Source organism: Rhodophyticola sp. SM2404 (assembly GCF_053570515.1).
In genome coordinates this window covers 194,311-216,533 of sequence record NZ_JBSEDL010000004.1, presented here as the reverse complement: position 1 = coordinate 216,533, position 22,223 = coordinate 194,311, and the positions used below count along the sequence as shown (strand labels likewise).

The 22,223-nt window shown below is 59.5% G+C and carries 21 protein-coding genes; 13 read left to right on the top strand and 8 right to left on the bottom strand.

Annotated elements, in window-relative coordinates; genetic code table 11:
* Positions 1–15 precede the first annotated feature (15 nt).
* The 5 genes from ACTYEO_RS08080 to ACTYEO_RS08060 form a co-directional block, all read right to left on the bottom strand.
* The gene (locus ACTYEO_RS08080; protein WP_449323216.1) at positions 16–621 is read right to left on the bottom strand and encodes a superoxide dismutase; all 606 of its coding nucleotides are present in this window, start codon (positions 619–621) and stop codon (positions 16–18) included.
* 80 nt (positions 622–701) lie between these two features.
* Positions 702–1,271, bottom strand: coding sequence for a sarcosine oxidase subunit gamma (locus tag ACTYEO_RS08075; protein ID WP_449323215.1), 570 nt, complete (start codon positions 1,269–1,271; stop codon positions 702–704).
* Positions 1,264–4,266 (bottom strand): sarcosine oxidase subunit alpha family protein, encoded by a 3,003-nt coding sequence (locus ACTYEO_RS08070; protein WP_449323214.1) that lies wholly within the window; start codon positions 4,264–4,266, stop codon positions 1,264–1,266. The genes ACTYEO_RS08075 and ACTYEO_RS08070 overlap by 8 nt, the downstream gene beginning before the upstream one ends.
* On the bottom strand, positions 4,263–4,583 hold the full coding sequence (locus tag ACTYEO_RS08065) for a sarcosine oxidase subunit delta (RefSeq protein ID WP_449323213.1): 321 nt from the start codon (positions 4,581–4,583) through the stop codon (positions 4,263–4,265). The genes ACTYEO_RS08070 and ACTYEO_RS08065 overlap by 4 nt, the downstream gene beginning before the upstream one ends.
* A 73-nt stretch (positions 4,584–4,656) precedes the next feature.
* A complete protein-coding gene (locus ACTYEO_RS08060; protein ID WP_449323212.1) occupies positions 4,657–5,904 on the bottom strand; it encodes a sarcosine oxidase subunit beta family protein in 1,248 nt (415 codons plus the stop codon).
* Between the two features lie 187 nt (positions 5,905–6,091).
* Here ACTYEO_RS08060 and ccmI point away from each other — a divergent pair, with 187 nt between their 5' ends.
* Genes ccmI through ACTYEO_RS08045 form a run of 3 tightly spaced genes read left to right on the top strand, consistent with a single transcriptional unit; the run spans position 6,092 to position 8,083 of the window.
* Entirely contained in the window at positions 6,092–7,351 is a 1,260-nt protein-coding gene (gene ccmI / locus ACTYEO_RS08055; protein WP_449323211.1) for a c-type cytochrome biogenesis protein CcmI, read from the top strand.
* The gene (gene ruvX / locus ACTYEO_RS08050) at positions 7,348–7,851 is read left to right on the top strand and encodes a Holliday junction resolvase RuvX (RefSeq protein ID WP_449323210.1); all 504 of its coding nucleotides are present in this window, start codon (positions 7,348–7,350) and stop codon (positions 7,849–7,851) included. The genes ccmI and ruvX overlap by 4 nt, the downstream gene beginning before the upstream one ends.
* A complete protein-coding gene (locus ACTYEO_RS08045) occupies positions 7,844–8,083 on the top strand; it encodes a DUF1289 domain-containing protein (RefSeq protein ID WP_449323209.1) in 240 nt (79 codons plus the stop codon). Before ruvX ends, ACTYEO_RS08045 begins: the two co-directional genes overlap by 8 nt.
* A 38-nt stretch (positions 8,084–8,121) precedes the next feature.
* Here ACTYEO_RS08045 and ACTYEO_RS08040 read toward each other — a convergent pair whose 3' ends face one another.
* The 3 genes from ACTYEO_RS08040 to ACTYEO_RS08030 form a co-directional block, all read right to left on the bottom strand.
* The gene (locus ACTYEO_RS08040; protein ID WP_449323208.1) at positions 8,122–8,946 is read right to left on the bottom strand and encodes a sulfite exporter TauE/SafE family protein; all 825 of its coding nucleotides are present in this window, start codon (positions 8,944–8,946) and stop codon (positions 8,122–8,124) included.
* 59 nt (positions 8,947–9,005) lie between these two features.
* Positions 9,006–10,007, bottom strand: coding sequence for a tRNA dihydrouridine(20/20a) synthase DusA (gene dusA, locus ACTYEO_RS08035; RefSeq protein WP_449323207.1), 1,002 nt, complete (start codon positions 10,005–10,007; stop codon positions 9,006–9,008).
* Positions 10,008–10,274: 267 nt separating this feature from the next.
* Positions 10,275–11,081 (bottom strand): hypothetical protein, encoded by an 807-nt coding sequence (locus ACTYEO_RS08030; protein WP_449323206.1) that lies wholly within the window; start codon positions 11,079–11,081, stop codon positions 10,275–10,277.
* A gap of 43 nt (positions 11,082–11,124) precedes the next feature.
* Here ACTYEO_RS08030 and ACTYEO_RS08025 point away from each other — a divergent pair, with 43 nt between their 5' ends.
* The 10 genes from ACTYEO_RS08025 (at position 11,125) to ACTYEO_RS07980 (ending at position 22,218) form a co-directional block, all read left to right on the top strand.
* Entirely contained in the window at positions 11,125–12,546 is a 1,422-nt protein-coding gene (locus ACTYEO_RS08025) for a hypothetical protein (RefSeq protein WP_449323205.1), read from the top strand.
* Between the two features lie 84 nt (positions 12,547–12,630).
* On the top strand, positions 12,631–13,926 hold the full coding sequence (locus ACTYEO_RS08020; protein WP_449323349.1) for an ABC transporter substrate-binding protein: 1,296 nt from the start codon (positions 12,631–12,633) through the stop codon (positions 13,924–13,926).
* A gap of 25 nt (positions 13,927–13,951) precedes the next feature.
* Complete coding sequence (locus ACTYEO_RS08015; RefSeq protein ID WP_449323204.1) at positions 13,952–14,875, top strand: branched-chain amino acid ABC transporter permease; 924 nt, start codon at positions 13,952–13,954, stop codon at positions 14,873–14,875.
* Positions 14,875–15,819 (top strand): branched-chain amino acid ABC transporter permease, encoded by a 945-nt coding sequence (locus tag ACTYEO_RS08010; RefSeq protein ID WP_449323203.1) that lies wholly within the window; start codon positions 14,875–14,877, stop codon positions 15,817–15,819. The genes ACTYEO_RS08015 and ACTYEO_RS08010 overlap by 1 nt, the downstream gene beginning before the upstream one ends.
* Entirely contained in the window at positions 15,816–16,541 is a 726-nt protein-coding gene (locus ACTYEO_RS08005; RefSeq protein WP_449323348.1) for an ABC transporter ATP-binding protein, read from the top strand. Before ACTYEO_RS08010 ends, ACTYEO_RS08005 begins: the two co-directional genes overlap by 4 nt.
* Positions 16,528–17,223 carry an ABC transporter ATP-binding protein gene (locus ACTYEO_RS08000; protein WP_449323202.1) on the top strand — a complete coding sequence of 232 codons (696 nt, stop codon included), beginning with the start codon at positions 16,528–16,530 and terminating at the stop codon, positions 17,221–17,223. Before ACTYEO_RS08005 ends, ACTYEO_RS08000 begins: the two co-directional genes overlap by 14 nt.
* A gap of 82 nt (positions 17,224–17,305) precedes the next feature.
* The gene (locus ACTYEO_RS07995; RefSeq protein WP_449323201.1) at positions 17,306–17,713 is read left to right on the top strand and encodes a GFA family protein; all 408 of its coding nucleotides are present in this window, start codon (positions 17,306–17,308) and stop codon (positions 17,711–17,713) included.
* A 137-nt stretch (positions 17,714–17,850) separates the two neighbouring features.
* Positions 17,851–18,891: an LLM class flavin-dependent oxidoreductase gene (locus tag ACTYEO_RS07990; protein ID WP_449323200.1), complete on the top strand. Its 1,041-nt coding sequence runs from the start codon at positions 17,851–17,853 to the stop codon at positions 18,889–18,891.
* 358 nt (positions 18,892–19,249) lie between these two features.
* Positions 19,250–20,914 (top strand): type I secretion system permease/ATPase, encoded by a 1,665-nt coding sequence (locus ACTYEO_RS07985; protein ID WP_449323199.1) that lies wholly within the window; start codon positions 19,250–19,252, stop codon positions 20,912–20,914.
* Positions 20,914–22,218: an HlyD family type I secretion periplasmic adaptor subunit gene (locus ACTYEO_RS07980; protein WP_449323198.1), complete on the top strand. Its 1,305-nt coding sequence runs from the start codon at positions 20,914–20,916 to the stop codon at positions 22,216–22,218. The genes ACTYEO_RS07985 and ACTYEO_RS07980 overlap by 1 nt, the downstream gene beginning before the upstream one ends.
* Positions 22,219–22,223: the final 5 nt, after the last annotated feature.

Below are 22,223 nucleotides of genomic sequence, written 5' to 3'. Positions count from 1 at the left end.
GAAGTCTGTTTGCGATTACGCGCTCAAACGGGCCGCAACATTTTCCCAATTCACGAGGTTGTTCAGGAAGTTATCCAGATAGGCAGGGCGCTTGTTGCGGAAATCGATGTAATAGGAATGCTCCCAAACATCGCAACCGAGCAGCGCGGTTTGACCAAAGCAGAGCGGGTTCACGCCATTCTCGGTCTTGGTGACCTTCAGGCCGCCATCGGTGTCTTTCACCAACCAACACCAGCCCGAGCCGAACTGGCCTGCGCCTGCGGCTGCAAACTCGGATTTGAACGCATCAACCGAGCCGAAGCTATCGGTGATCGCGGCTTCAAGTTCGCTTGGCATGGTGTCGCCCGACGGGCCCATCATTTCCCAGAACTGCATATGGTTCCAATGCTGCGAGGCATTGTTGAAGATGCCGTTTTGCGCAACCGAACCTGCTGCATAGGTGCCGGTAATGATCTCTTCGAGAGATTTGCCTTCCCACTCAGTGCCCGCGATCAGCTTATTGCCGTTATCGACATAGGCTTTGTGGTGAATATCATGGTGATATTCAAAGGTTTCAGCAGACATGCCTTTGCCGGCAAGTGCGTCATGTGCATAGGGAAGATCGGGAAGTTCAAAAGCCATTTCGACGGCCCCCTCTGATGTTTGCGGTTTCTTTGAGAGACAAATGGAGGCCAAGCCCCCCAAAGGTCAAGGCTTGACCCTCAGAAATACCTGACTTCACCGCCCTCTTTCGCGCTCATGGCCAGCAAATCGAAAACATATTGCGCCACCGAGCGGAAACAGATCAGGCGGATGCTGTCCTCGCCCTCGATCCAGAAGGCAGCCGCCACCTGCGCCAGCCGCGAGCGGCGCAGCTCGCCCACCTGCAACGCCTCGGGGTGGAGATCGGCAGGCGTGACCTTGGCCAGCGCCTCGCGTGCGCCCTGCCCCTCAATGGCAAAGATCGCGCGGGCATCCGAGACATTGACCACCAGATGATGGATAGTTTTCAGCTTGCTCGCCAGATCGGCCTCCAGCTTGGGGGCCTGTGCATGGGGGCAAAGGATCAACAGTTCATCCAGAGACATCCACGCCACTGCGAAATCGCCCTCGCGCTCGATACCGCGCTGTGCGGGCATTCCCAGCCCCGTCAGCGCCTTGAGTGCGCTGGCCAGCTTTTTATCCGAGAGATCGGCACGAAGGGTGATCATGCCCTGCAAGCCAAGCTCGCGGACCGTGACAGGGCCCGTGCTTGCGGCCTCATTCAATGCGGAAATAGCCAGTTCAGACATTCTGCTTCTCCCCTTCGGGATCAAAGAAAACAGGATTTACGATTTTGGCCTTGCAGCGGCCGCCATCCAATTGGGTGAACTCCAGAACCTCGCCCATTCGGTCAGGCCCATGCAGCACCAGCCCCATCGCGATGCCCTTATCAAGGGTTGGCGAATAATAGGTCGAGGTCACGCGGCCTTGGGTATTGCTCTGGCCATTGCCATTTGAGCCATCGGCCACCGCATAAGCGCCATCTTGCAGAACCGAGCCATCCAATGTCTCAAGCCCGACAAGCTGCCAACGATCAGGGCTGGCCATATGGCTGCGCTGCTGCGCGCGTTTGCCCAGATAATCGGTCTTCTTCTTGGAGATCGCCCAACCCAGCCCCAGATCCTGCGGGATCACGGTGCCATCGGTTTCATCGCCGATCATGATAAAGCCCTTTTCAGCACGCATCACATGCAGGGCTTCGGTGCCATAAGGGGTGATGCCGAACTCTGCGCCCGCCTCTTGCAAGGCATCCCAGAAGGCACGGCCTTGGCTGGCGGGAATAGCGATCTCGAAGGACAACTCGCCCGAGAAAGAAATCCGGAAAATCCGCGCATCAAAGCGGCCGATCTTGGCCTCGATCCATGCCATAAACGGCAAGGCCTCAGCCGAGATATCGGTAGAACAGCCAAGCTTTTCCAAGACCTTGCGCGCATTGGGGCCAACAACAGCGACCTGCGCCCAAGCCTCGGTGACATTGGCGGTATAGACCTTCCAATCCCACCATTCGCATTGCAGCCAATCTTCCATATGCGCGTGGATATGATCGGCCCCGCCCGTGGTGGTGTGCACAAGGAAAGTTTCCTCATCAATGCGGGCGACAACGCCGTCATCCATCAAGAAGCCGTTTTCCGAACACATCAAACCATAGCGGCATTTGCCAGGTTTCAGGCTGCTCATCATATTGGTGTAGAGCATATCCATAAATTGGGCCGCATCGGGGCCTTTGACGATGATCTTGCCAAGGGTCGAGGCATCAAGCACCCCGAGCGAGCCGCGGGTCGCCAAAATCTCACGATTGACCGCATCGCGGTGGCTCTCGCCTGTGCGCGGGAAGCAATAGGGACGCCGCCAATATCCGACCGGTTCCCAATGGGCGCCCTGTTCGGCATGCCAGTCATGGATCGGAGTGCGGCGCAGAGGCTGGAAAATCTCGCCGCGCGCCTCGCCACCAATCGAGCCCATGGAGATCGGGGTATAAGGCGGGCGGAATGTGGTGGTGCCAACCTGCGGGATCTCGGCATTCAAAGCATCAGCAAGTGTCGCCAGTCCGTTGATATTGCTCAACTTGCCCTGATCTGTTGCCATGCCAAGCGTGGTGTAGCGTTTGGTGTGCTCAACGCTTTCATAGCCCTCACGCGCGGCAAGCTGTACATCGGCCACCTTGACGTCATTTTGATAGTCGAGCCACATTTTCATGCGTTTCTCGACGGGCGCGCCTTGCGGCATGATCCAGACGGGCAACATCGGCTCCTCCGCCATATCATTGGCCGAGGGCGCGGTACCCTCTGCTTTCGTGCCAAGCGCATCTTGGGCTGCGCGCAGGCCATCGGCCAGCACGGCTGAGGGTGCGAAGGCACCATTTGCGGCCCCTGCCGCCATCACGAATGCCGCGCCATCATGCGAGAGCGGCGCGCGGGCAGGATCGGGGCGGAAACAGGCATGATCCTCATCCCAGAGCAGCTTGCCCCCGCAATGGGACCAAAGATGCACCACGGGCGACCAGCCGCCCGACATGGCGACAGCCTCGCAAGCGATTTCCTCGGTCACCGCGCCCTCGCCTGCCTGCGCGCAAAGCGTGACACCTGTGACGCGCTTGCCGCCTTTCACAGCCGCAATGGCGCTGCCCGTTTTGACAGAAATGCCCAAATTGCGGGCCAGTTGCGGCAGGATGCCATTGGCCTGCGGGCGCGCATCGATGATGCAGGGCACGGAAAGCCCCGCCTCGACCAAGGCAATCGCTGTGCGATAGGCATCATCATTATTGGTGACAACCACCGTGCGGTCGCCCGCCGAGACGCCGTAATTCACCACGTAATCGCGCAAGGAGGCGGCCAGCATCACACCTGGGATGTCATTGCCGACAAAGGATAAGGGCCGCTCGATCGCGCCTGTTGCGGTGATCACGCGGGCCGCACGAATGCGCCAGAGGCGGTGGCGCGGGGCATCACGCTCGGGCTGGTGATCGCCGATCCGCTCATAGGCCAGCACATAGCCGTGGTCATAGACGCCCGCGCCCATGGTGCGGGTGCGCAAACGCACATTGGGCATGGCCTCCAGCGCGGCCAAGCTCTCACTGATCCAATCATCGGCGGGTTTGCCCGCGATCTCGACGCCGTCAACGGGCGCGCGCCCCCCCCAATGGGCAGTTTGCTCAATCACAAGCACGCGTTTGCCCGATTTACCTGCCGCCAAAGCCGCCTGCAAACCCGCAATGCCGCCGCCGATGACCAGCAGATCAACATGGGCATAGAAATGCTCATAACGGTCCGCATCTCGCGCTTTCGGCGCACGGCCAAGCCCTGCAGAATGGCGGATGATCGGCTCGAATACATGTTTCCAGAACGGGCGCGGCCACATGAAGGTCTTGTAATAGAAGCCCGCCGAGAGGAAGCGCGCGGCGTAGTTATTCACGATGCCGATATCATATTCGAGGCTTGGCCAATGGTTCTGGCTTTGGGCGGCCAGCCCGTCGAACAGTTCGGTCGTGGTGGCGCGCTGGTTCGGCTCGAATTTCGCGCCTTCGCCCAAATTCATAAGGGCATTCGGCTCCTCCGCGCCAGAGGCCACAAGCCCGCGCGGACGGTGATATTTGAAGGAGCGGCCCAGAAGCATCTGGTTTTCAGCCAGAAGCGCCGAGGCCAGCGTATCGCCGGCAAAGCCTTTGAGGCGTTTGCCATTGAAGGTGAAACTCATCTGTTTTGTGCGGTCGATCAGACGACCACCGCGTGCAAGACGGGTGCTCATGCGGGGCTCCAGTCGGGTCGTTTGGCTTTGATTTTGGCGATGATTTCGGCGGGGGGCGCGAGGGTCTGGGCGGGATAGGTGCCAAAGACCTCCAATGTCACAGTACAGCGTGCGGCCAGAAACCACTTGCCGCAGCCATTGACATGGCGCCAACGCTCGAAATGCACGCCTTTGGCGTTTTCGCGCTGGAAGAGATAGGCCTCGAAATCCGCATCCGAGCTGTCAGGGCCGAAGCGTTTGAGATGCGCCTCGCCACCCGGGGCAAGCTCGGTTTCCTCGGCGGCGATCCCGCAACAGGGGCAAGTCAGTAGGAGCATGGATGCACCTCGTTCAAGCTGGCGGCAGGCCGCGCAGTCGTATTTTTGGAAAGATGAAACAGCGCGGAACGGGTCAATGCGCCACCCCCGCTGCAACGGATTCGTCGATGAAGCGGCCTTCGCGGAAGCGGTTCAGCCCGAATTCTGCGGCCAAGGGGCCCGGCTCGCCTTTAGCGATCATCTCGGCGGTGGCCCATCCCGATCCGGGGATGGCCTTGAAGCCGCCTGTGCCCCAACCGCAATTGATGAAGCAATTCTCAAGCGGGGTTTTCGAGATGATGGGCGAGCGGTCGCCGGTCATATCCACGATCCCACCCCATTGGCGCAGCATCTTGAGGCGCGAGATCATCGGGAAGGTTTCGATCAGGGCGCGCACGGTTTCCTCGATATGCTGGAAGGAGCCGCGCTGCGTGTAATTGTTATAGCCATCCGCGCCGCCGCCGATGACCATTTCACCTTTATCCGACTGGCTCATATAGCCATGCACCGTGTTGGCCATCACGACCACATCCATGCAAGGTTTGATCGGCTCTGATACCAGCGCTTGGAGCGCTACGCTTTCAATCGGCAGACGGAAGCCCGCCATCTCGGCCAAGACGCCTGAATGACCTGCCACCACGATGCCGAGCTTTTTGCAGCCGATAAAGCCTTTGGAGGTCTCGACGCCTTTGACCGCGCCATTTTCCGAGCGCACGCCCGTGACCTCGCATTGCTGGATGATATCCATGCCCATATCCGAGCAGGCGCGCGCATAGCCCCAAGCCACCGCATCATGGCGTGCCGTGCCGCCACGTGCTTGCCAGAGACCGCCCAGAACAGGATAGCGCGGACCATCAATATTGATGATCGGGCAAAGCTCCTTGACCTTATCGGGGCCGATGAATTCAGTTTTGACGCCTTGCAGGCTATTGGCATGGGCCGTGCGCAGGTAGCCGCGCACCTCATGTTCGGTTTGTGCAAGCATGATCACGCCGCGCGGGCTGAACATCACGTTATAGTTGAAATCCTGCGACATCGTCTCATAGAGCGACCTCGCTTTTTCATAAATCGCGGCGGAAGGGTCTTGCAGGTAATTCGAGCGGATAATGGTGGTATTGCGGCCCGTATTGCCGCCCCCCAGCCAGCCTTTCTCGATCACGGCGACATTTGTGATGCCGTGGTTTTTGCCCAAGTAATAGGCCGTGGCCAGACCATGCCCACCAGCCCCCACAATGATCGCATCGTAATGGGATTTGAGGGAGGGGCTTTTCCACGCCCTCTCCCAGCCGAGCTGGTGGCGGAAGGCCTCTTTGGCGATTGCAAAAGCAGAATAACGCGGCATGCTTGTCTTTCCCTGAAACTCGGTCTGTCTTCGCGCGGAATGCCACGAAAGAGGATACTGCGCGCGGCATATCAAGGCCAAAATGCGACCACGCGCGAGATGGTCGCAGCCAAAGGCACGATTGCCACTTTCGATCAGGCCGACAAGGCCCTACATCTTAGGGCGAAGCAAGAGGAGAGCGGAAGAAATGGGGTTCTGGATTGTCGCAGGCGCGATGTCGGCATTGGCGGCCTTGGTCATTTTTGCCGCTGTGAACAGGCAGCGCACGGCCTCCACGCCCAATGCCGCTTATGATCTTCAGGTCTATAAGGACCAGTTGAGCGAGATCGACCGCGATCTGGACCGCGGCATCCTGAATGAGGATGACGCCGCGCGCGCGCGCACCGAAGTGTCCCGCCGCATTCTTGAGGCCGACCGCGCCTTGCAACAGGACAAAGCCACAACCCAGATCGGCCCAAAAGGCGCGCTGGTGATCGGCGTGGCTTTGGTGGCCACGGTCGGGCTGGCGCTGCTGGTCTATACCCAGCTTGGCGCGCCCGGCTATCGCGACCTGCCGATTGCCGAGCGTATTGCCATTATCGAAGAGGGCCGCGCCGCGCGCCCCAGTCAGGAACAGGCCGAGGCGGAAGTTCCCCCCATGCCTCGGCTTGAGGTGAGCGACGAGTTGGAGGAGATGGTGGTCCAATTGCGCACCATTATCGAGCGCCGCCCCGATGATGTTCAAGGCATCCGCCTTTTGTCGCAAAACGAAGCGCGGCTTGGCAATTTCCGCGCGGCCCGTTTGGCGCAAGCCCGTCTGATCACCCTTTTGGGCGAGGATGTCACAGCGCTTGAGCATATTGATATGGCCGAGATGATGATCTTGGGGGCTGGTGGCTATGTCTCGCCCGAGGCGGAGACGCAGCTGCGCACAGGCTTCGAGATGGACCCGCGCAATGGCACCGCGCGCTATTATGCAGGGTTGATGTATGCCCAACAGGGCCGCCCCGATTTGGCCTTCCCGATCTGGCGGGACCTTTTGGCCGAAAGCACGGGGGACGCCCCTTGGGTTGAACCGATCATGCTGCAAATCGAGGAGGTCGCTTTTCTTGCAGGCACCCAACGCGAGTTGGAGAACCTGCCCCAGCCGCAACCCCCTGCCGCCCCCGCAAATGATGATTTGCGCGGCCCCTCCGCTGATCAGATCGAGGCGGCGGGTGATATGAGTTCTGAGGATCGCGGCGCGATGATCCAGAATATGGTCGCAGGTCTGGCCGAGCGGCTGGCCAGTGAGGGCGGCGCGCCCGAGGAATGGGCGCAATTGATCGGTGCGCTGATCGTGCTTGGCCGCGAGGATGAGGCCCGCGCGATCTATGAGGATGCGCGCGTGACCTATGCCGATGCGCCCGAAGGCGTGATGGCGGTGATCGAGGCTGCCGCCGCCCCGCTGCTTGGGGCAGACCAGTGATTTTCGAGGATATCGAGGGTTTTGCCGCCGTCTTGCCAGCCACGGCCTGCGTGATCGGGCTTGATCTGGGCACCAAGACAATCGGTGTGGCCTTGTCAGATGTGATGCAATCTGTGGCGAGCCCCACCGAGACGGTCAAGCGCAGCAAATTCACCCAAGATGCCGCGCGGCTGGCCGAGATTGCGCAGGCGCGTGATGCCAAGGGAGTAATCTTGGGCCTGCCGCGCAATATGGATGGCTCGGAGGGGCCGCGCGCGCAATCGACCCGCGCTTTTGCCCGCAATCTCAGCCGCTTGCCCGCCTTCGAGGGCTGCGCGATCAGCTTTTGGGATGAGCGCCTGTCAACGGTTGCAGCCGAGCGGGCTTTGCTGGAGGCCGATACCTCGCGCAAAAGACGGGCCGAGCTCATTGATGCGGTGGCGGCGAGCTATATATTGCAGGGGGTGCTGGATCGTATGCGCCATATCAAAGCAGAAAAGGCGCGTGCCTCTCATGAGTGACAGCATCTGGAGCCGCGACGAGATCGAGTCGCCCTGTATCAAGATTTGCGTCATCCATCCCGAGGCGCGGCTTTGCACCGGCTGTTTGCGCAGCATCGACGAGATCACCCAATGGAGCCGTATGGCCCCTGAAGCGCGCCGCGATGTGATGGCCGCTTTGCCCGAGCGCGCGTCGCAGCTGCAAAAGCGGCGTGGCGGGCGTGCGGGACGGGCCGCGCGCAAGGGCGCGTAGTTATACTTCACCTAAATCTGGCAAGTGTCTGATCTTAATCAGAGACCGAATGCCTTTCTCAGCATGTTGAGCGCCATCAGCATGATGAAGAAGGCAAAAAACCGCTTGAGCGGTTTGGGGTCCATCGCATGGGCCAGCTTAACCCCCCAAGGGGTGGTGATCATTGTCATGGCAACCACCAGCACAAAGGCCACCAGATTGACCTGACCGATTGTGAAAGGCGGGCGGTTCACGCCATCCCCGCCGACCAGCAGGAAGCCTGCCACAGACGGCACAGCGATTACCACGCCGAACCCCGCCGCTGTCGCCACGGCGCGGTGGATGGGCACATTGAACAAGGTCATCAAAGGCACGCCGAAGGATCCGCCGCCAATCCCCATCAAAACCGACAAAAAGCCCAAAACAGGCGATGTCACAAGCCGCCCTGCACCTGCGGGCATTGCATCGCCCAAACGCCATTCCGCGCGCCCGAAGGCCAGATAAAGGCCCACCACCACGCCTAAAACGCCGAAAATCCCCATCAGGGTTTCTGAGCGCAAGCCCGAGGCCGCGACCACGCCAAGTGCTGCCCCAATCGCAATTCCAGGCCCCCATGTCTTGAGAATATCCCAATCCACAGCGCCTTTCTTGTGATGCGCCATCACCGAGCGCAGGGAGGTCACGATGATTGTGGCCAGCGAGGTCGCCAGACAGATTTGCATCAGTTGCGGCGAGGCATAGCCAAGCCCTTCAAAGGCAAAATAGAAGGCAGGCACAAGAATGATCCCGCCGCCCACACCAAGCAGCCCTGCAATGACGCCCGCGAAGGCACCGATCACAAGGATCAATCCAAGCATGGGCAAAAGCGATAAGATATCAGGCATAGGCAGGCTCCTTTTGGAAACCTGTTATAGGCTGGCGCGCAGCAGCGCCAGATCGGATATCACGCAGCGCGCTGCGTAACTTCGGCCAAAGCCTGCTCGACCAAGGCAATCCCTGCCCCATCTTTTGACGCGCCCTCGGACAGAACCCTGCGCCAGCCCCGCGCCCCAGGGCGGCCCGTGAACAGCCCCAGCATATGCCGCGTGATCTGGTGCAACCGCCCGTCCGAGGCGAGGTGATCTTCGATATAGGGAAGCATCTGGCGCACGATATCCTCGGCCGATAGCCCGCGCTCAGGCTGGCCGAAAATCTCGGCATCCGCGCGCAGCAGGACCGAGGCAGGCTCGTGATAGGCCGCGCGCCCGATCATCACGCCATCCAACCCCGCCTCAAGAAAGCCATTGGCTTGGTCCAGCGTGGTGATCCCGCCATTCACGCTGAGATGCAGATGCGGGAAAATCTCTTTCATCTGATGGACAAGCGGGTAGTCCAAAGGCGGAATATCGCGGTTTTCCTTGGGGCTGAGCCCTTGCAGCCAAGCCTTGCGCGCATGGATAGTGAAGCGGTTGACGCCAGCCGCCGAGACGCGGGCCAGAAATTCGGGCAGGACCTCTTCGGGAGTTTGATCATCCACGCCGATCCTGCATTTCACCGTGACCTCAACGGGGCTTGCGGACATCATGGCCGCCACGCAATCCGCCACCAATTCCGCCCGCTCCATCAAGACCGCACCGAAAAACCCTGATTGAACGCGATCCGAGGGGCAGCCGACATTGAGGTTGATCTCGTCATAGCCCCAATCCGCCGCGATCTGACAGGCCTGCGCCAGCTCCTGCGGGTCCGAGCCGCCAAGCTGCAAGGCAAGCGGATGCTCGGCCTGATCAAACCCCAGAAGCCGCTCCCGATCGCCATGGATCACAGCGGGAGCGGTAACCATTTCGGTATAGAGCAAGGCCTCACGCGTCATCAGACGATGAAGATAGCGACAATGGCGGTCGGTCCAATCCATCATCGGCGCAACGGACAGGCGCCAAGGGAGGATGTTTTCAGGTTTTCTCTCCATGCCAGACATTTATCGTAGCGCGCGCGATCCCGCCAGAGCAGGATTTTCGGGTAGGTTTCGAGCCGTTTGGTTAGGCCTCTACCTCGGGCAGGTTTTATGCAGGTGGCGTGTTGCGGCTTCGGTGGCTGCAAATCTCGCATCAATTGCCATCATCCCCATGTCTGGAAGATGACCCGATTGCACCGGCTCCAGAATGCTTGGCGGCATAGGCGAGCTAGAGGCCGCACAGGTTTAGGGCGAGGACGGATTGCGCTAAGGCGCTTGGCGTTATTCAACGCGCAGCCGCAGGACAGCCTCGATCGGGCCATTGGCATCGATATAGGGGCGGTGATCATTGGAATTGATCGCCGCGCGCACATGATACGCGCCCTGCGGCAAAGCACCGATCACGGCCTCGGGCCCATGCATGCGCTGGACCTTGAGCCCGTTGATATAGAGATGCGCATGCCCGTGGCTTGGCACATGTTCAGGCTCGGGGCTGTCTGGGGCAAAGGTGAAATCACGGGTCTCCAAGATGACCTGCCAGCCGCCGTCTTCCAGCTGGGTCATCGACAGATCAAGGCTTGGCAGGGCGTGGCCCTCGGCCACCAATTCCTCGCCCTCCCACAGATCACCCAAGGCTTGATGGGTGCCATGCAGATCAGCCGCGCGCCCCATCACCGCGCGCGAGGACAGCGCGCCCGAATTTTCGAAAACCAGCGTAAAGGGCAGCAATTGCCCCTCTTCGGGCAGGCTGTCAAAGCCGCTGAGCCGTAAAAACACCCCATCCAACGACAGCGAGACATCACTGAAAGCAGGAATAGGCGGCACGCCTGCATCATCAGGGTTGATCACCTCGACCGGCCCGAGGGCGGAAGACGCCCCCAAGAGCAGATCAGGCTCCGCCCCGTTTTGCATGGTCACGAAGATATCGACCGAATTGAGCGCCATCATTGACAGCTCGGCCCGCGCATTCGACAAGACCACCGTGCCAGATGGCCCGAAACCGCGAGAGATGAGCACAGCCGAGCCCAAGAGCAAAACCACAGCCCCGATCCCGAAGACCGCGCGCATATGCATTCCTTTCACGTCCATCTCGATAATATGCTGACAAATATTTCCAATTTCCAAAGGCGCGATGATGGTCACAAACAGGTTGCGTAACCTTATCCTCACCGCCGCCTTCGTGCTACCAGCACAGGGCGCAAATGCCCATGTCTCCGAGCAGGCTTTCGTGCTTCTTTTGCCGACCGAGGCCTATATCACGGGCGGGGTTCTATCGGTTCTGGCCTCCGTTCTGATCGTGGGCTTTGTGCCCCGCCACTGGCTGGAGCGCTTGTTTCGCCCGCTACACTTGCCCATCCCCTCGCTTCCACGCGGCGCGGCCGATTTCATCAGCCTAGCCGCAACGGCAGGGGTTTTGGGCCTCGTGCTGATCGGCATGACAGGCCCGCGCGATCCTTTGACGAATCTCCTGCCTTTGATGGTGTGGGTTGGCGTCTGGATCGTGCTTTTCAATTTTGTGGGGGTATTTGGCGATATCTGGCGGTTGATAAACCCGTGGACGGGGCTGCATCGCCTAATTTTTGGGCGACAGGACAGCGCCCCATTATTGAATTTGCCACAAAATTGGGGGGTCGCGCCTGCGATTGCAGGGTTTTGCCTGATGTTCGGCTTCTCCATCGTCGATCCCGCCCCTGCCGATCCCGACAGATTGGCGCAAATCGTTTTGTTTTATTGGCTCTTTCATCTTGTCGCGATGGTGGTTTTCGGACGGGAAACATGGCTGACACGGGGCGAGCCCTTGACGCTGTTCTTCGCTCAAATCGCCCGCGTCTCGCTCATCAGCTATAACAAGACCCTGCGGATCGGCTGTTTGGGCTGGCAGCTTGCACGCGGTGACATCTCGGCTTGGGGGCCTGCGATTTTCGCGTTGATTATTCTTGGGTTGGGCAGCTTTGACGGGCTGAAAGAGACCTTCTGGTGGCTTGGCCAGATCGGGATCAATCCGCTCGCATTTCCTGGGCGAACGGCTGTGATCCTGCCCTCGATCATCGGGATGATCCTGTCTGTGGCAACGCTCATCGCTCTGTTTGCGCTGACCATGTGGTGCGGGCAGGTTTTGGGAAACCGTGCCCAAGACGCGCAGGCGAAAATTACCGTCTCACAGATGTTTAGAGTATTTTCTCCAACCATTTTGCCAATTGCCTTGGCCTTCCACGCCTCGCATTTTACAGTGACCTTCTTGGTTGACGGGCAATACCTGCTGGCAGCCTTTGGCGATCCTTTGGCGGTCGGCGCGAATTTGTTTGGGTTGGGGGATATCAGGGTGACCACGGGGTTTTTGAACTCTATGGAAAGCGTGCGGCCGATTTGGCTGACGCAAGCGGGGATTGTGGTGCTCGGGCATGTGTTGGCCGTTATCATCGCCCATTGCCGCGCGCTTGATTTGTTCCAATCGCCGCGCGCAGCCACCCTCAGCCAGATCCCGCTTGGAGTGTTTATGGTGGCCTATACAGTGTTCGGGCTATGGCTGCTTGCTTCCCCCAGAGGGGTATAGTGCGGCCACCCAGAAACCTTTACTGATCGTTTGAGTGCCACAAAAATTAAGTCATGTTCCACGCCTATAGGGAGAACAAAATTGATTAAAAAGACATCCGCAGGCCTGAGCCGCCGTAGAGCATTAACGACGATTGGCGCGGCCGCTGGTGTGGCTGGGGCCTCCAGTTTCCTGGCAAGTGCCGCGCGTTTCGCGCATGCGCAATCGGCAGGTCCGATCAAGCTTGGCTTTCAGGTGCATCGCACGGGGATCGGCTCCTCCTATGGGCGCTGGTATGACCGCGTGGTGACCGCCGCGGTTGAGCGGATCAATGGAATGGGCGGCATCAATGGCCGCGAGGTCGAGATCGTGGCCGAGGATGACGGCACCGACCCCCGCCGCGCGGCCGAAGTGCTGGAACGCTTTGCAACGCGTGACAATTGTGACCTCGCCTTCGGGCCTTTGTTCAGCCATGTGGTGATCGGCGCGGCCCCGCGCGCGGCCGAATTGGAACTGCCCTATTTCGTGGTCTCCGAAGGGCACCATGTGGCCAGCGGCATGTTGAACCGCTGGACCCTTCAGCCCGGCATCACGGATGTGAAAAGTCAGGTGCAATCCATGGCACCCTTCATCGCCGATACTGTCGGCAAGAAGGTCACCATGATCTATCCCGATTTCGCCTTTGGCCATGATCACCGCGATTTCTTCAGCCAAGCGATTGAAGCCCAAGGCGGCGAGATCGTGGCCTCCATTGCGGTGCCCCCGTCCGAGACCTCCTTCACCCGCTATTTCCCCGCCATCCCGCGTGAGACCGAGGTGGTTTACCACGTCATGGTCGGACCTGCGGTTCTGACCTTCGTGCGTGAGATGGGTGAGTTCTTTGGCGGCCAAGGCCCTGCCCTGTTTGGCTTTATCGACAGCCTTGAGGCGGTTGATGTGAACAGCTCGGGCCTTGAGTTTCTTGATGGCTCCTATTTTTGGGAAGGCATGCCGCGCTATTCCCAAACCGATCAAACCGCCTATGAAGCCGCCTATCGTGCGGCAGTCGGTGTGGATGAAAACGGCGCTTCAATAGATGATCCGCAGGATGTCTCGACCTATGCCCATATGTTCGGGGTTTGGGAGACGCTGAATATCATCAAGGCGGGCATGGAGGCTGCGAATTATCAGACCACCGCAGATCGCACGGCCCTGATCGAGGCGGTTGAGGCCATGTCCGACATGCCCGAGAGCGATGATCACCCGCAAGGTGACAAGCTGTTCAACGGCAAGACGCATCAGGTCTTTGGCAAGCAGAGCATCACTCAATTGCAGGACGGGAAACTGGTGCGCGTGCATCAGACCTCGATTGAGGACACGCTCTATGAGGACGAGGTCGACTACACGGCAATGTCCTTCTGATCACGGCCCTCAGGCGGGAACACTCATGGATTTCGGACCTCATCTGTTTCTAGCCTCGCTTGAGGGAGCCGTGACGGCTGCCATTCTGGCGCTTACTGCTATGGGCCTCAGCATCGTGTTCGGCGTTATGCGCGTCGTGAATGTGGCCCATGGCGAATTTTTCATGCTCGGCGCGGTATTTGCGTGGTTTATCTCAACCAGTCTTGGCGGGCATCCTGCCATCGGTTTTGTGGGGGCTTTGCTGATCGCGCCATTGCTGGTGGGCGTATTGGCGGCGGCGGCAGATCGGTTGATCCTGCAACGGGTCAATTACAACCCCGAGCGGACCATCGTGGCCACGATTGGCCTGCTCTATATCATCCAGCAATCCGCATTAATGGGCTTCGGGCCCGATGCACGCCCCGTTGATCCCCCCTTCAACCAACGCATTGCCCTGCCATGGTTTGAATGGGGCGAGAGCGGCTTTGAGATATTCTACCCTTGGGGGCTGAGCGTCACCAGCTATAAGCTGTTCGTGATCTTTGCCGCTTTGGTGATCCTGACAGGCATCTGGCTGCTGATGACGCGGACCAAATTCGGCCTGATCATGCGCGCCACCCAGCAAGACCGCGATATGGCGCAAGCCTTTGGGGTGCCCGTGGATAGGGTTTTTGCCTATGTCTTCGGGCTTGGTGCGGGGCTGGCGGCTGTGGGTGCAGTTTTGATCGTGCCTGTCCAGCAAGCCCATTACCTGATGGGCCATGACCCGCTGCTTTTGTCTTTCATCGTGGTGATCATCGGCGGGCTTGGCAGCCTTCCAGGCACGGTGGTGGCGGCCATTCTGATCGGGATGAGTGACGGGATCATCTCGGTCTTCTTCTCGCCGACATTAGCGAAAATCATTGCGACATTGGCGGTGGCCATGGTGCTGGTCTTCCGCCCGCAAGGTTTGATGGGAAAACGGGATTGATGAGTGATCTTCGCAAATCCTACCTGTTCCATGCAGGCGTGGTGGTGCTTCTTATTGTGCTCTATTTCACCCTGCCCGCCTATCACGCTGGCAATCTGGCGCGGATATTGGTGCTGGCGGTCTATGCGATGGGGTACAATCTGCTCTTTGGCTATACGGGCCTGCTCAGCCTCGGGCATGCGCTATTCTTTGCGGCAGGCATGTATGGGTTCGGGATGTCGGTCTCGTATCTGGGGGTGCCGACATCCGTGGCGCTGATGATCTCGGTGGCATTTACAGCACTTGTGGCGCTAGCGGTCGGGTTTCTGGCGCTGCGCACCAAGGAAGTCGCCTTCATGATCGTGACGCTGATGTTCGCGCAGGCGGGCTATCTCACAATCCTCTATTTCGGGGCGAGCACGCGCGGGGATGAGGGCTTTGTGCTGACCCAAGTCCAGCGCACCCTCTTTGGCCTCGACCTGACCCAAGAGACCACCAAATTCTGGGCCGCACTCATCTTGTTCGCGGCCAGCTTTTTGGGCACGGCCGCTTTGGTCAAATCCCGCCTCGGGCGCGCGCTGATCGCGATCCGCGAGAATGAAGAGCGCGCGCGAATGCTTGGCTATGACACATGGCGGCTGAAATTGATCGCTGTGATCCTGTCCTGCACCCTTTCAGGCGTTGCGGGAGCGGCCTATGCGCTGCTGTTTGGCTATGTCGGCGCAACCTTTGCCACCGTGCAATATTCGATCCTGCCGCTGGTCTGGGTGCTTTTGGGGGGTGCCGGCACAACCATTGGCCCGCTGATCGGCGTGGTCTTCCTGTTCTATCTGATTGAGTGGTCCAGCAATGTCACCGATGCCTATATGCTGATTGCAGGCGTGGTTCTGGTGCTGCTGACCCTCTTTGCCCCGAAAGGTCTGGGTGGCGAATTGCGCAAACGAGGCCTGAAATGGCTGCCATGACACTGATGGAAACCCGTGGTCTGACCAAGACATTCGATGGCATCAAAGCCGCCACGAATATCGATTTCAAACTGGCACAGGGCCAGATCATGGCCCTGATCGGCCCCAATGGCGCGGGCAAATCCACCTTTGTGGGCATGCTTTGCGGGCGGATCCCCGCGACCTCGGGGCAGGTCTTTTTCAACGGCAAGGATATCAGCGCCCTGCCCGCCCATAAACGCATTGCCCTTGGCATGGCCTATACCTTCCAGATCACCTCGGTCTTTGGGAATTTATCGGTGCGCGAGAATGTGGCGCTGGCGGTGCGGCGCGCGGGGCATTTGCCCGAGAAACAGGTGCAAGCCAAGGTTGATGCCGTGTTGGAGCGTATCAATCTGGCGGAGCGCTCCGAGCAGATCGCGGGTGATCTGAGCTATGGTCACCAGCGCGTCCTCGAGATTGCCATGGGCCTTGCCCAAGACCCGCAGCTCTTCATTCTGGATGAGCCGACGCAAGGTCTGGCCGAGGCGGAAATCTCGGAATTTGTGGCCTTGATCAAATCGCTGGCGGGCAAGACCACCATCTTGTTGATCGAGCATAATATGGATGTGGTCATGCGCAGCGCCGAGCAGATCACCGTGCTTGATTCAGGCGGGATCATCGCCAGCGGAACGCCAGACGAAATCCGCGAAAATGCCGCTGTCAAATCAGCCTATCTAGGAACAAACAATGCTGAGGGTTGAGGATATCCATGTCGCCTATGACAGCGTGAAAGTGCTCTATGGTGTCTCCTTCACCGCGCGGGCGGGCGAGATCCATTGCCTTTTGGGCCGCAACGGGGCGGGCAAGACCACGGCGATGAAATCCATCATGGGGCTGTTGCCCCTCAGCGCGGGCCAGATCACGCTGGAGGAGACCACGCTCAGCGATTTGCCCCCTCATCAGGTGCCCAAACATGCGATCGGCTATGTGCCGCAGGGCCGCCGCCTGTTTCCGCAGCTCACGGTGTCGGAAAATATCGAGATGGGGCTGATGGTGCGCAAGGAAAGCCACGAGACGCGCGACTGGGTGCTAGAGATGTTCCCGCGCCTGCGTGAACGGTTGACCCAAGCGGCAGGCACCCTTTCGGGGGGCGAGCAACAGATGCTGGCCACCGCCCGCGCGCTGTGCCTGCGCCCCAAAGTGCTTTTGCTGGATGAGCCGACAGAGGGGCTGCAACCCTCGATGATCGAGTTGATCCGCGATGTCATCCTGCGCATGCGCGATGACGGATTGGCGGTGGTGCTGGTCGAGCAACGCATCGACGCCATTTTGGCCGTGGCCGATCAGGCAACCTTCATCGAGAACGGGCGCAATCTCGATACGATGACAGGCGCGGATTTGCGTTCGGACCCCGCAAAGATCCACACCTATCTGGGCGTGTAACAGCGCTTCTTTCTTCTTGCTGATTGGTGGAAATCCCCTAGGCTCGGTCAGGCAAACACGGCAGCCCCAGAAAGGATACCCGATGACCAAGCTGACAGGCCAATGCCTCTGTGGTGAGATTTCCTTTGTCGCGAATGGCGAGGTGCCGATCATGGCCAATTGCCATTGCACCGCATGCCGCCAATCCACGGGCAGCGCCTATGCCACGCTGATGATCATGAAGCTTGAAGATGTAACGGTCAGTGGCACTCCGAAAACCTTCCAACACAGATCCGACCGCGGCAGCACGATGACAAAATCCTTCTGCGGCACCTGCGGGACACCGCTGTTCACACAAAACTCGGCACGCGACGGCATGCTTGGGCTGCGGGCGGGTGTGATCAATGAGCAGGAAGAATTCGCACCAAAAGTGAATGTCTATGCCTCCAGCAAAATGACCGCGACCCTGCTGGATGACGCCATCCCCGCCTTCGACAAGATGCCGGGCTAGCCACCGCGCCGCGATCTGATCAGCCCGCGCGCATTTTCTGCGCTTATTCGCGCATTTAATGCCGTCGTCAGGCACAATATCTGACATGAGAGCCCTGCGCCTTGCAGCGGCGCCTTTGAGCTTGGATCGGAGACGACATGGAAATCGGCATCGACAGTTTCGCAGCCCTTATGCCCAACCCCGCAACAGGGCATATCGTGCCTGCGGCCGAGCGGATGGAAAACCTGCTTGCCGAGGTTGAAACCGCCGACCGTGTGGGGTTGGACTGCTTTGGAATGGGCGAGCATCACCGTGCCGAATTTCTTGACGCAGCCCCCGCCGTGATCCTTGCCGCCGCCGCTGCGCGAACCACCAATATCCGCCTCAGCAGTGCCGTGACTGTGCTCAGCGCCGCTGATCCCGTACGTGTCTTTCAAGATTTCGCCACCATCGACCTGATCTCCAAAGGGCGCGCCGATATTGTTGTGGGGCGCGGCTCCTTTGGTGAGGCCTATCCGCTTTTCGGCTTCGCCATGCAGGATTATGACGCGCTATTTGCCGAAAAACTCGATCTGCTGCTCAAGCTGCGCGAAGACACCCATGTAACATGGCAAGGCCGCTTCCGCCCCGCTTTAAGCGGCCAAGGCGTCTATCCCCGCCCCTATCAGGATAAACTGCCCGTCTGGTTGGGCGTTGGCGGAACACCCGCCTCCTTCGAGCGCGCGGGCCGTCTTGGCCTGCCATTGATGATCGCAATCATTGGCGGCAGTTTTGCGCGGTTCCGTCCGCTGGTTGATCTTTACTATGCGGCAGGCCAACAGGCAGGCCATCCACCGCAGACGCTCAAGCTTGGGATTCATGCGATGGGGTTTGTCGCCGATACCGACGAGCAAGCCCGCGATGCTTTCTATCCCGGATGGGCGCATGTGATGGCCGATATCGGGAAGGAACGGGGTTTCCCGCCCCCCAACCGCCCGCAATTCGATGCAATGTGCGGCCCGCATGGAGCGTTTCTGGTGGGAAGCCCGCACTCTGTTCGTGAAAAGGTGCTTGCCGCACATAACACGCTTGGAGGCATATCGCGGCTGTCTTTCCAGATGAGCACGGCCATGCTGGATACGGAAGCAATGCAACGCTCGATCACATTGCTTGGCACCGAAGTCGCCCCCACCGTGAAAGCCGCATTGCCACAGACCTGACCAAACCAACAGCGCTGCGCGGAAAATGGGCTGCAAAAAGGGGCGGCTCAGCAAAAGACTGCCCATCCATTAGGGGAACGTTAGGGGTCATGGTCCATATCAGGGCCATGTCCTGTATTTCCGCCGATGGGTTTACGATGATTACATTCATAATTTCAAATACTTGGCCACCAAAGCTCAACTCAAAGGGTCTTACGGCAGGCAAGATATGGCAAAAACCCACAGGATATCAGCACCGATATTCCCGCCCGCATAACGGCTGCACTAGGCTTGTCAGATCATAGCGCCCTGATTGCCCCTGAGGTCGGCCATGTTTGCAAACAGCCACACCGAATTGACCCGCCTGAGAGGCCGGAACATGCATTTGTTCGGCGCGGTTTTCCTGTTCAGCATCTTCACCAATCTGCTGATGCTCTCGGGCCCGCTCTATATGTTGCAGGTCTATGACCGTGTTCTAGGCTCACGCTCGGAAGAAACATTGGTCAGTCTATCGATCCTATTGGCCTTTCTGTTTCTGATGATGGGCCTGCTTGATTATGTCAGGGGCCGCGTGGCCGCACGGATCGGCGCGCGCCTGCAAGACGGGCTGGATGCGCGGGTGTTCTCGGCCTCGCTGACACGGGCAAGACGCGAAGGCGGGCCGCAGACAGGGTTGCAAGACCTCGAATCCGCTCAAAGGCTGCTCTCCTCTCCTGCCTTTCTGGCGATCTTTGACATCTCTTGGACACCCTTGTTTTTATTTGCGATTTTTCTGTTCCATCCATGGCTCGGCTGGCTGGCTGTAGCGGGTGGCGGGCTCTTGGTTATTGTAGCGCTTTTGACCCAAACCATGACGCGATCCTCCTTGCGCATGGCCACCTCGGCCTCGCTGCGCGCGGACAGCATGGCAGGGCAGATGCAAAGCGAGGCCGAGTTGATCCGCAGCCTCGGGATGCAAAACGCGGTTTTCAACAGATGGCGCGGCCAGCGCGAGGTTGCTTTGGGCCAATCCATCACCGCGGCTGATCGGGTCGGCAGCTTTACCAGTTTGAGCAAAACCTTCAGGCTGTTCTTGCAATCGGCCATATTAGGGCTTGGTGCCTATCTTGTTTTGCAGGGCCAATTGACGGCAGGCGCGATGATCGCGGGCTCGATCCTGCTGGGGCGCGCGCTGGCCCCGATTGAAATGGCGATTGGGCAATGGGCGTTGATCCAACGCGCCATGGTAGGGTGGTCAAATCTGCAAGAGCTGTTGCGCAAAACGCCCGAACAGGCAGCGCCTTTGCTTCTGCCGCGCCCGCAAGCGCGGCTCGAGATCCGCAATCTTGCCGTCATCCCCCCTGGCGAGAGCCAATCCAGCCTGCGCGCCGTAAGCTTTATGGTCGAGCCTGGGCAGGCCTTGGGCGTGATCGGCCCATCAGGCGCTGGCAAATCCACGCTGGCGCGCGCCCTGACAGGCGTTTGGCCGCCTGCATCGGGCCATATCCGCCTTGATGGCGCGACTTTGGACCAATACCACCCCGATATTCTGGGCCGCCTAATCGGCTATCTGCCCCAATCGGTCACCCTGTTCGAGGGCACAATCGCGGAAAACATCGCTCGTCTTGATGCGGATGCGAACCCTGCCCGCATTATCAGCGCCGCCAAACAGGCCGCCGCGCATGAGATGATCCTTGCCCAACCCATGGGCTATGACACGCCCGTCTCCAATATCGGGTCGCGGCTCTCAGGCGGCCAAATTCAGCGCATTGCGCTGGCCCGCGCGCTTTATTCCGATCCGGTCTTGCTGGTGCTGGATGAGCCGAATTCCAATCTTGATAATGATGGGAGTGAGGCCCTGAACCAAGCGATCCGTCAGATGAAGGCGGAGGAAAAATCCGTGCTGATCATGGCGCATCGCCCCGCCGCAATTGCCGAATGCGACACGCTGCTGATGATCGAGGCGGGGCTGCCCAAGGCCTTCGGCCCGCGTGACGAGGTTTTGCGCCGCATGGTGCGCAATCATGCAAGCCTTCTCCATTCAGTCCCTGCGGGGGCAAGCTGATGGCGCAGGGCAAAGCGGCATGGTCCGTTCAGCGCCCGATGATCCTCGGGTTTTGTGCCCTTTTCGTCTTGGTGGCTGGGTTCGGGGCATGGGCCGCGCTGTCGCAAATTGCAGGCGCGGTGGTGGCCGCGGGCTGGATCGAGGTGGATCAAAACAGACAAGTCATTCAACATCCCGAGGGCGGCGTGGTGCAGGCCCTGCTTATTGAGGAAGGCGAGAGCGTCGCAGAGGGCCAAGTTTTGCTCAGGATTGATGGATCGGATGCCGCCTCCAATCTTGCTGTGGTCACCGCTCAACTGAACGAGGCCCGCGCCCGCCGTGCAAGGCTCGAGGCCGAGCGTGACACCCAAGACATGATCCGTTTTCCCGATGATCTTTTGGAACAGGCATGGGAAGATCATGAGCTTGCCGATATCATCGTGGGTCAAGAAAACCTCTTTTTCGCCCGTCGCGAAACCTTCGAGCGCGAGTTGGAGCAACTGACGCGCCGCGCTGAGCAAATTGAAAGCCAGATCAATGGTTTGGAAGCACAACAAAATGCGCTCACGCGGCAACAAGGCTTAGTCGCAGAAGATCTGAGCACGCAAGAAGCCCTGCTTGAGCGCGGGTTGGCACAATCAGCCCGCGTGCTGGCCCTAAGGCGCGAGGAAGCAATTCTGCTCGGGGCCTCCGGCGAGGTTGAGGCCTCGATCGCAAGCGCGCGGGGGCGCATCACCGAGATTGAACTGGCCGCTTTGCAACGCCGCAATCAACACCGCGAGACAGCCATTGCCGAATTGCGCGAAATACGTGTGCAGGAGGAAGAACTGACCGAACGCGCCCGCAGCCTCGCCCGCGCCTTGGGGCGCAGCGACCTGCGCGCGCCCGTCTCGGGGATTATCTATGATCTGGCCATATTCGGCGCAGGCTCGGTGATCCGCGCGGCTGAACCCATCCTCTATATCGTGCCGCAAGACCGCCCCTTGGTGATCTCGGCCCGCATTGAGGCGATCCATGTTGATCAGGTCGCCCCCACACAGGCCGTCACCTTGCGCTTTCCCAGCTTTGATGCGCGCATGACACCCGAGCTTGAGGGTTATGTCACACGCGTCTCGGCCGATACTTTCATTGACGAGGCCACAGGGGCGGCCTTTTACGAGGTGGAGATCATGCTGGCTGATGGTGAAATCCGCCAATTAGGCGATGTCACCCTGCTGCCCGGCATGCCGGTCGAGGCCTTTATCCGCACACAGGATCGAATGCCTCTGGCCTATCTGATCCAACCGCTGTCGGATTACTTCTCGCGCGCGTTTCGGGAAAGCTAGACGAA

Excerpts from the sequence above, each read along its gene's own strand:
- ACTYEO_RS08080 (WP_449323216.1), bottom strand. The coding sequence starts at position 621 with ATGGCTTTTGAACTTCCCGATCTTCCCTATGCACATGACGCACTTGCC.
- ACTYEO_RS08075 (WP_449323215.1), bottom strand. The coding sequence starts at position 1,271 with ATGTCTGAACTGGCTATTTCCGCATTGAATGAGGCCGCAAGCACGGGC.
- ACTYEO_RS08070 (WP_449323214.1), bottom strand. The coding sequence starts at position 4,266 with ATGAGCACCCGTCTTGCACGCGGTGGTCGTCTGATCGACCGCACAAAA.
- ACTYEO_RS08065 (WP_449323213.1), bottom strand. The coding sequence starts at position 4,583 with ATGCTCCTACTGACTTGCCCCTGTTGCGGGATCGCCGCCGAGGAAACC.
- ACTYEO_RS08060 (WP_449323212.1), bottom strand. The coding sequence starts at position 5,904 with ATGCCGCGTTATTCTGCTTTTGCAATCGCCAAAGAGGCCTTCCGCCAC.
- ccmI (WP_449323211.1), top strand. The coding sequence starts at position 6,092 with ATGGGGTTCTGGATTGTCGCAGGCGCGATGTCGGCATTGGCGGCCTTG.
- ACTYEO_RS08045 (WP_449323209.1), top strand. The coding sequence starts at position 7,844 with ATGAGTGACAGCATCTGGAGCCGCGACGAGATCGAGTCGCCCTGTATC.
- ACTYEO_RS08040 (WP_449323208.1), bottom strand. The coding sequence starts at position 8,946 with ATGCCTGATATCTTATCGCTTTTGCCCATGCTTGGATTGATCCTTGTG.
- dusA (WP_449323207.1), bottom strand. The coding sequence starts at position 10,007 with ATGGAGAGAAAACCTGAAAACATCCTCCCTTGGCGCCTGTCCGTTGCG.
- ACTYEO_RS08030 (WP_449323206.1), bottom strand. The coding sequence starts at position 11,081 with ATGGACGTGAAAGGAATGCATATGCGCGCGGTCTTCGGGATCGGGGCT.
- ACTYEO_RS08025 (WP_449323205.1), top strand. The coding sequence starts at position 11,125 with ATGATGGTCACAAACAGGTTGCGTAACCTTATCCTCACCGCCGCCTTC.
- ACTYEO_RS08015 (WP_449323204.1), top strand. The coding sequence starts at position 13,952 with ATGGATTTCGGACCTCATCTGTTTCTAGCCTCGCTTGAGGGAGCCGTG.
- ACTYEO_RS08010 (WP_449323203.1), top strand. The coding sequence starts at position 14,875 with ATGAGTGATCTTCGCAAATCCTACCTGTTCCATGCAGGCGTGGTGGTG.
- ACTYEO_RS08005 (WP_449323348.1), top strand. The coding sequence starts at position 15,816 with ATGACACTGATGGAAACCCGTGGTCTGACCAAGACATTCGATGGCATC.
- ACTYEO_RS08000 (WP_449323202.1), top strand. The coding sequence starts at position 16,528 with ATGCTGAGGGTTGAGGATATCCATGTCGCCTATGACAGCGTGAAAGTG.
- ACTYEO_RS07995 (WP_449323201.1), top strand. The coding sequence starts at position 17,306 with ATGACCAAGCTGACAGGCCAATGCCTCTGTGGTGAGATTTCCTTTGTC.
- ACTYEO_RS07990 (WP_449323200.1), top strand. The coding sequence starts at position 17,851 with ATGGAAATCGGCATCGACAGTTTCGCAGCCCTTATGCCCAACCCCGCA.
- ACTYEO_RS07985 (WP_449323199.1), top strand. The coding sequence starts at position 19,250 with ATGCATTTGTTCGGCGCGGTTTTCCTGTTCAGCATCTTCACCAATCTG.
- ACTYEO_RS07980 (WP_449323198.1), top strand. The coding sequence starts at position 20,914 with ATGGCGCAGGGCAAAGCGGCATGGTCCGTTCAGCGCCCGATGATCCTC.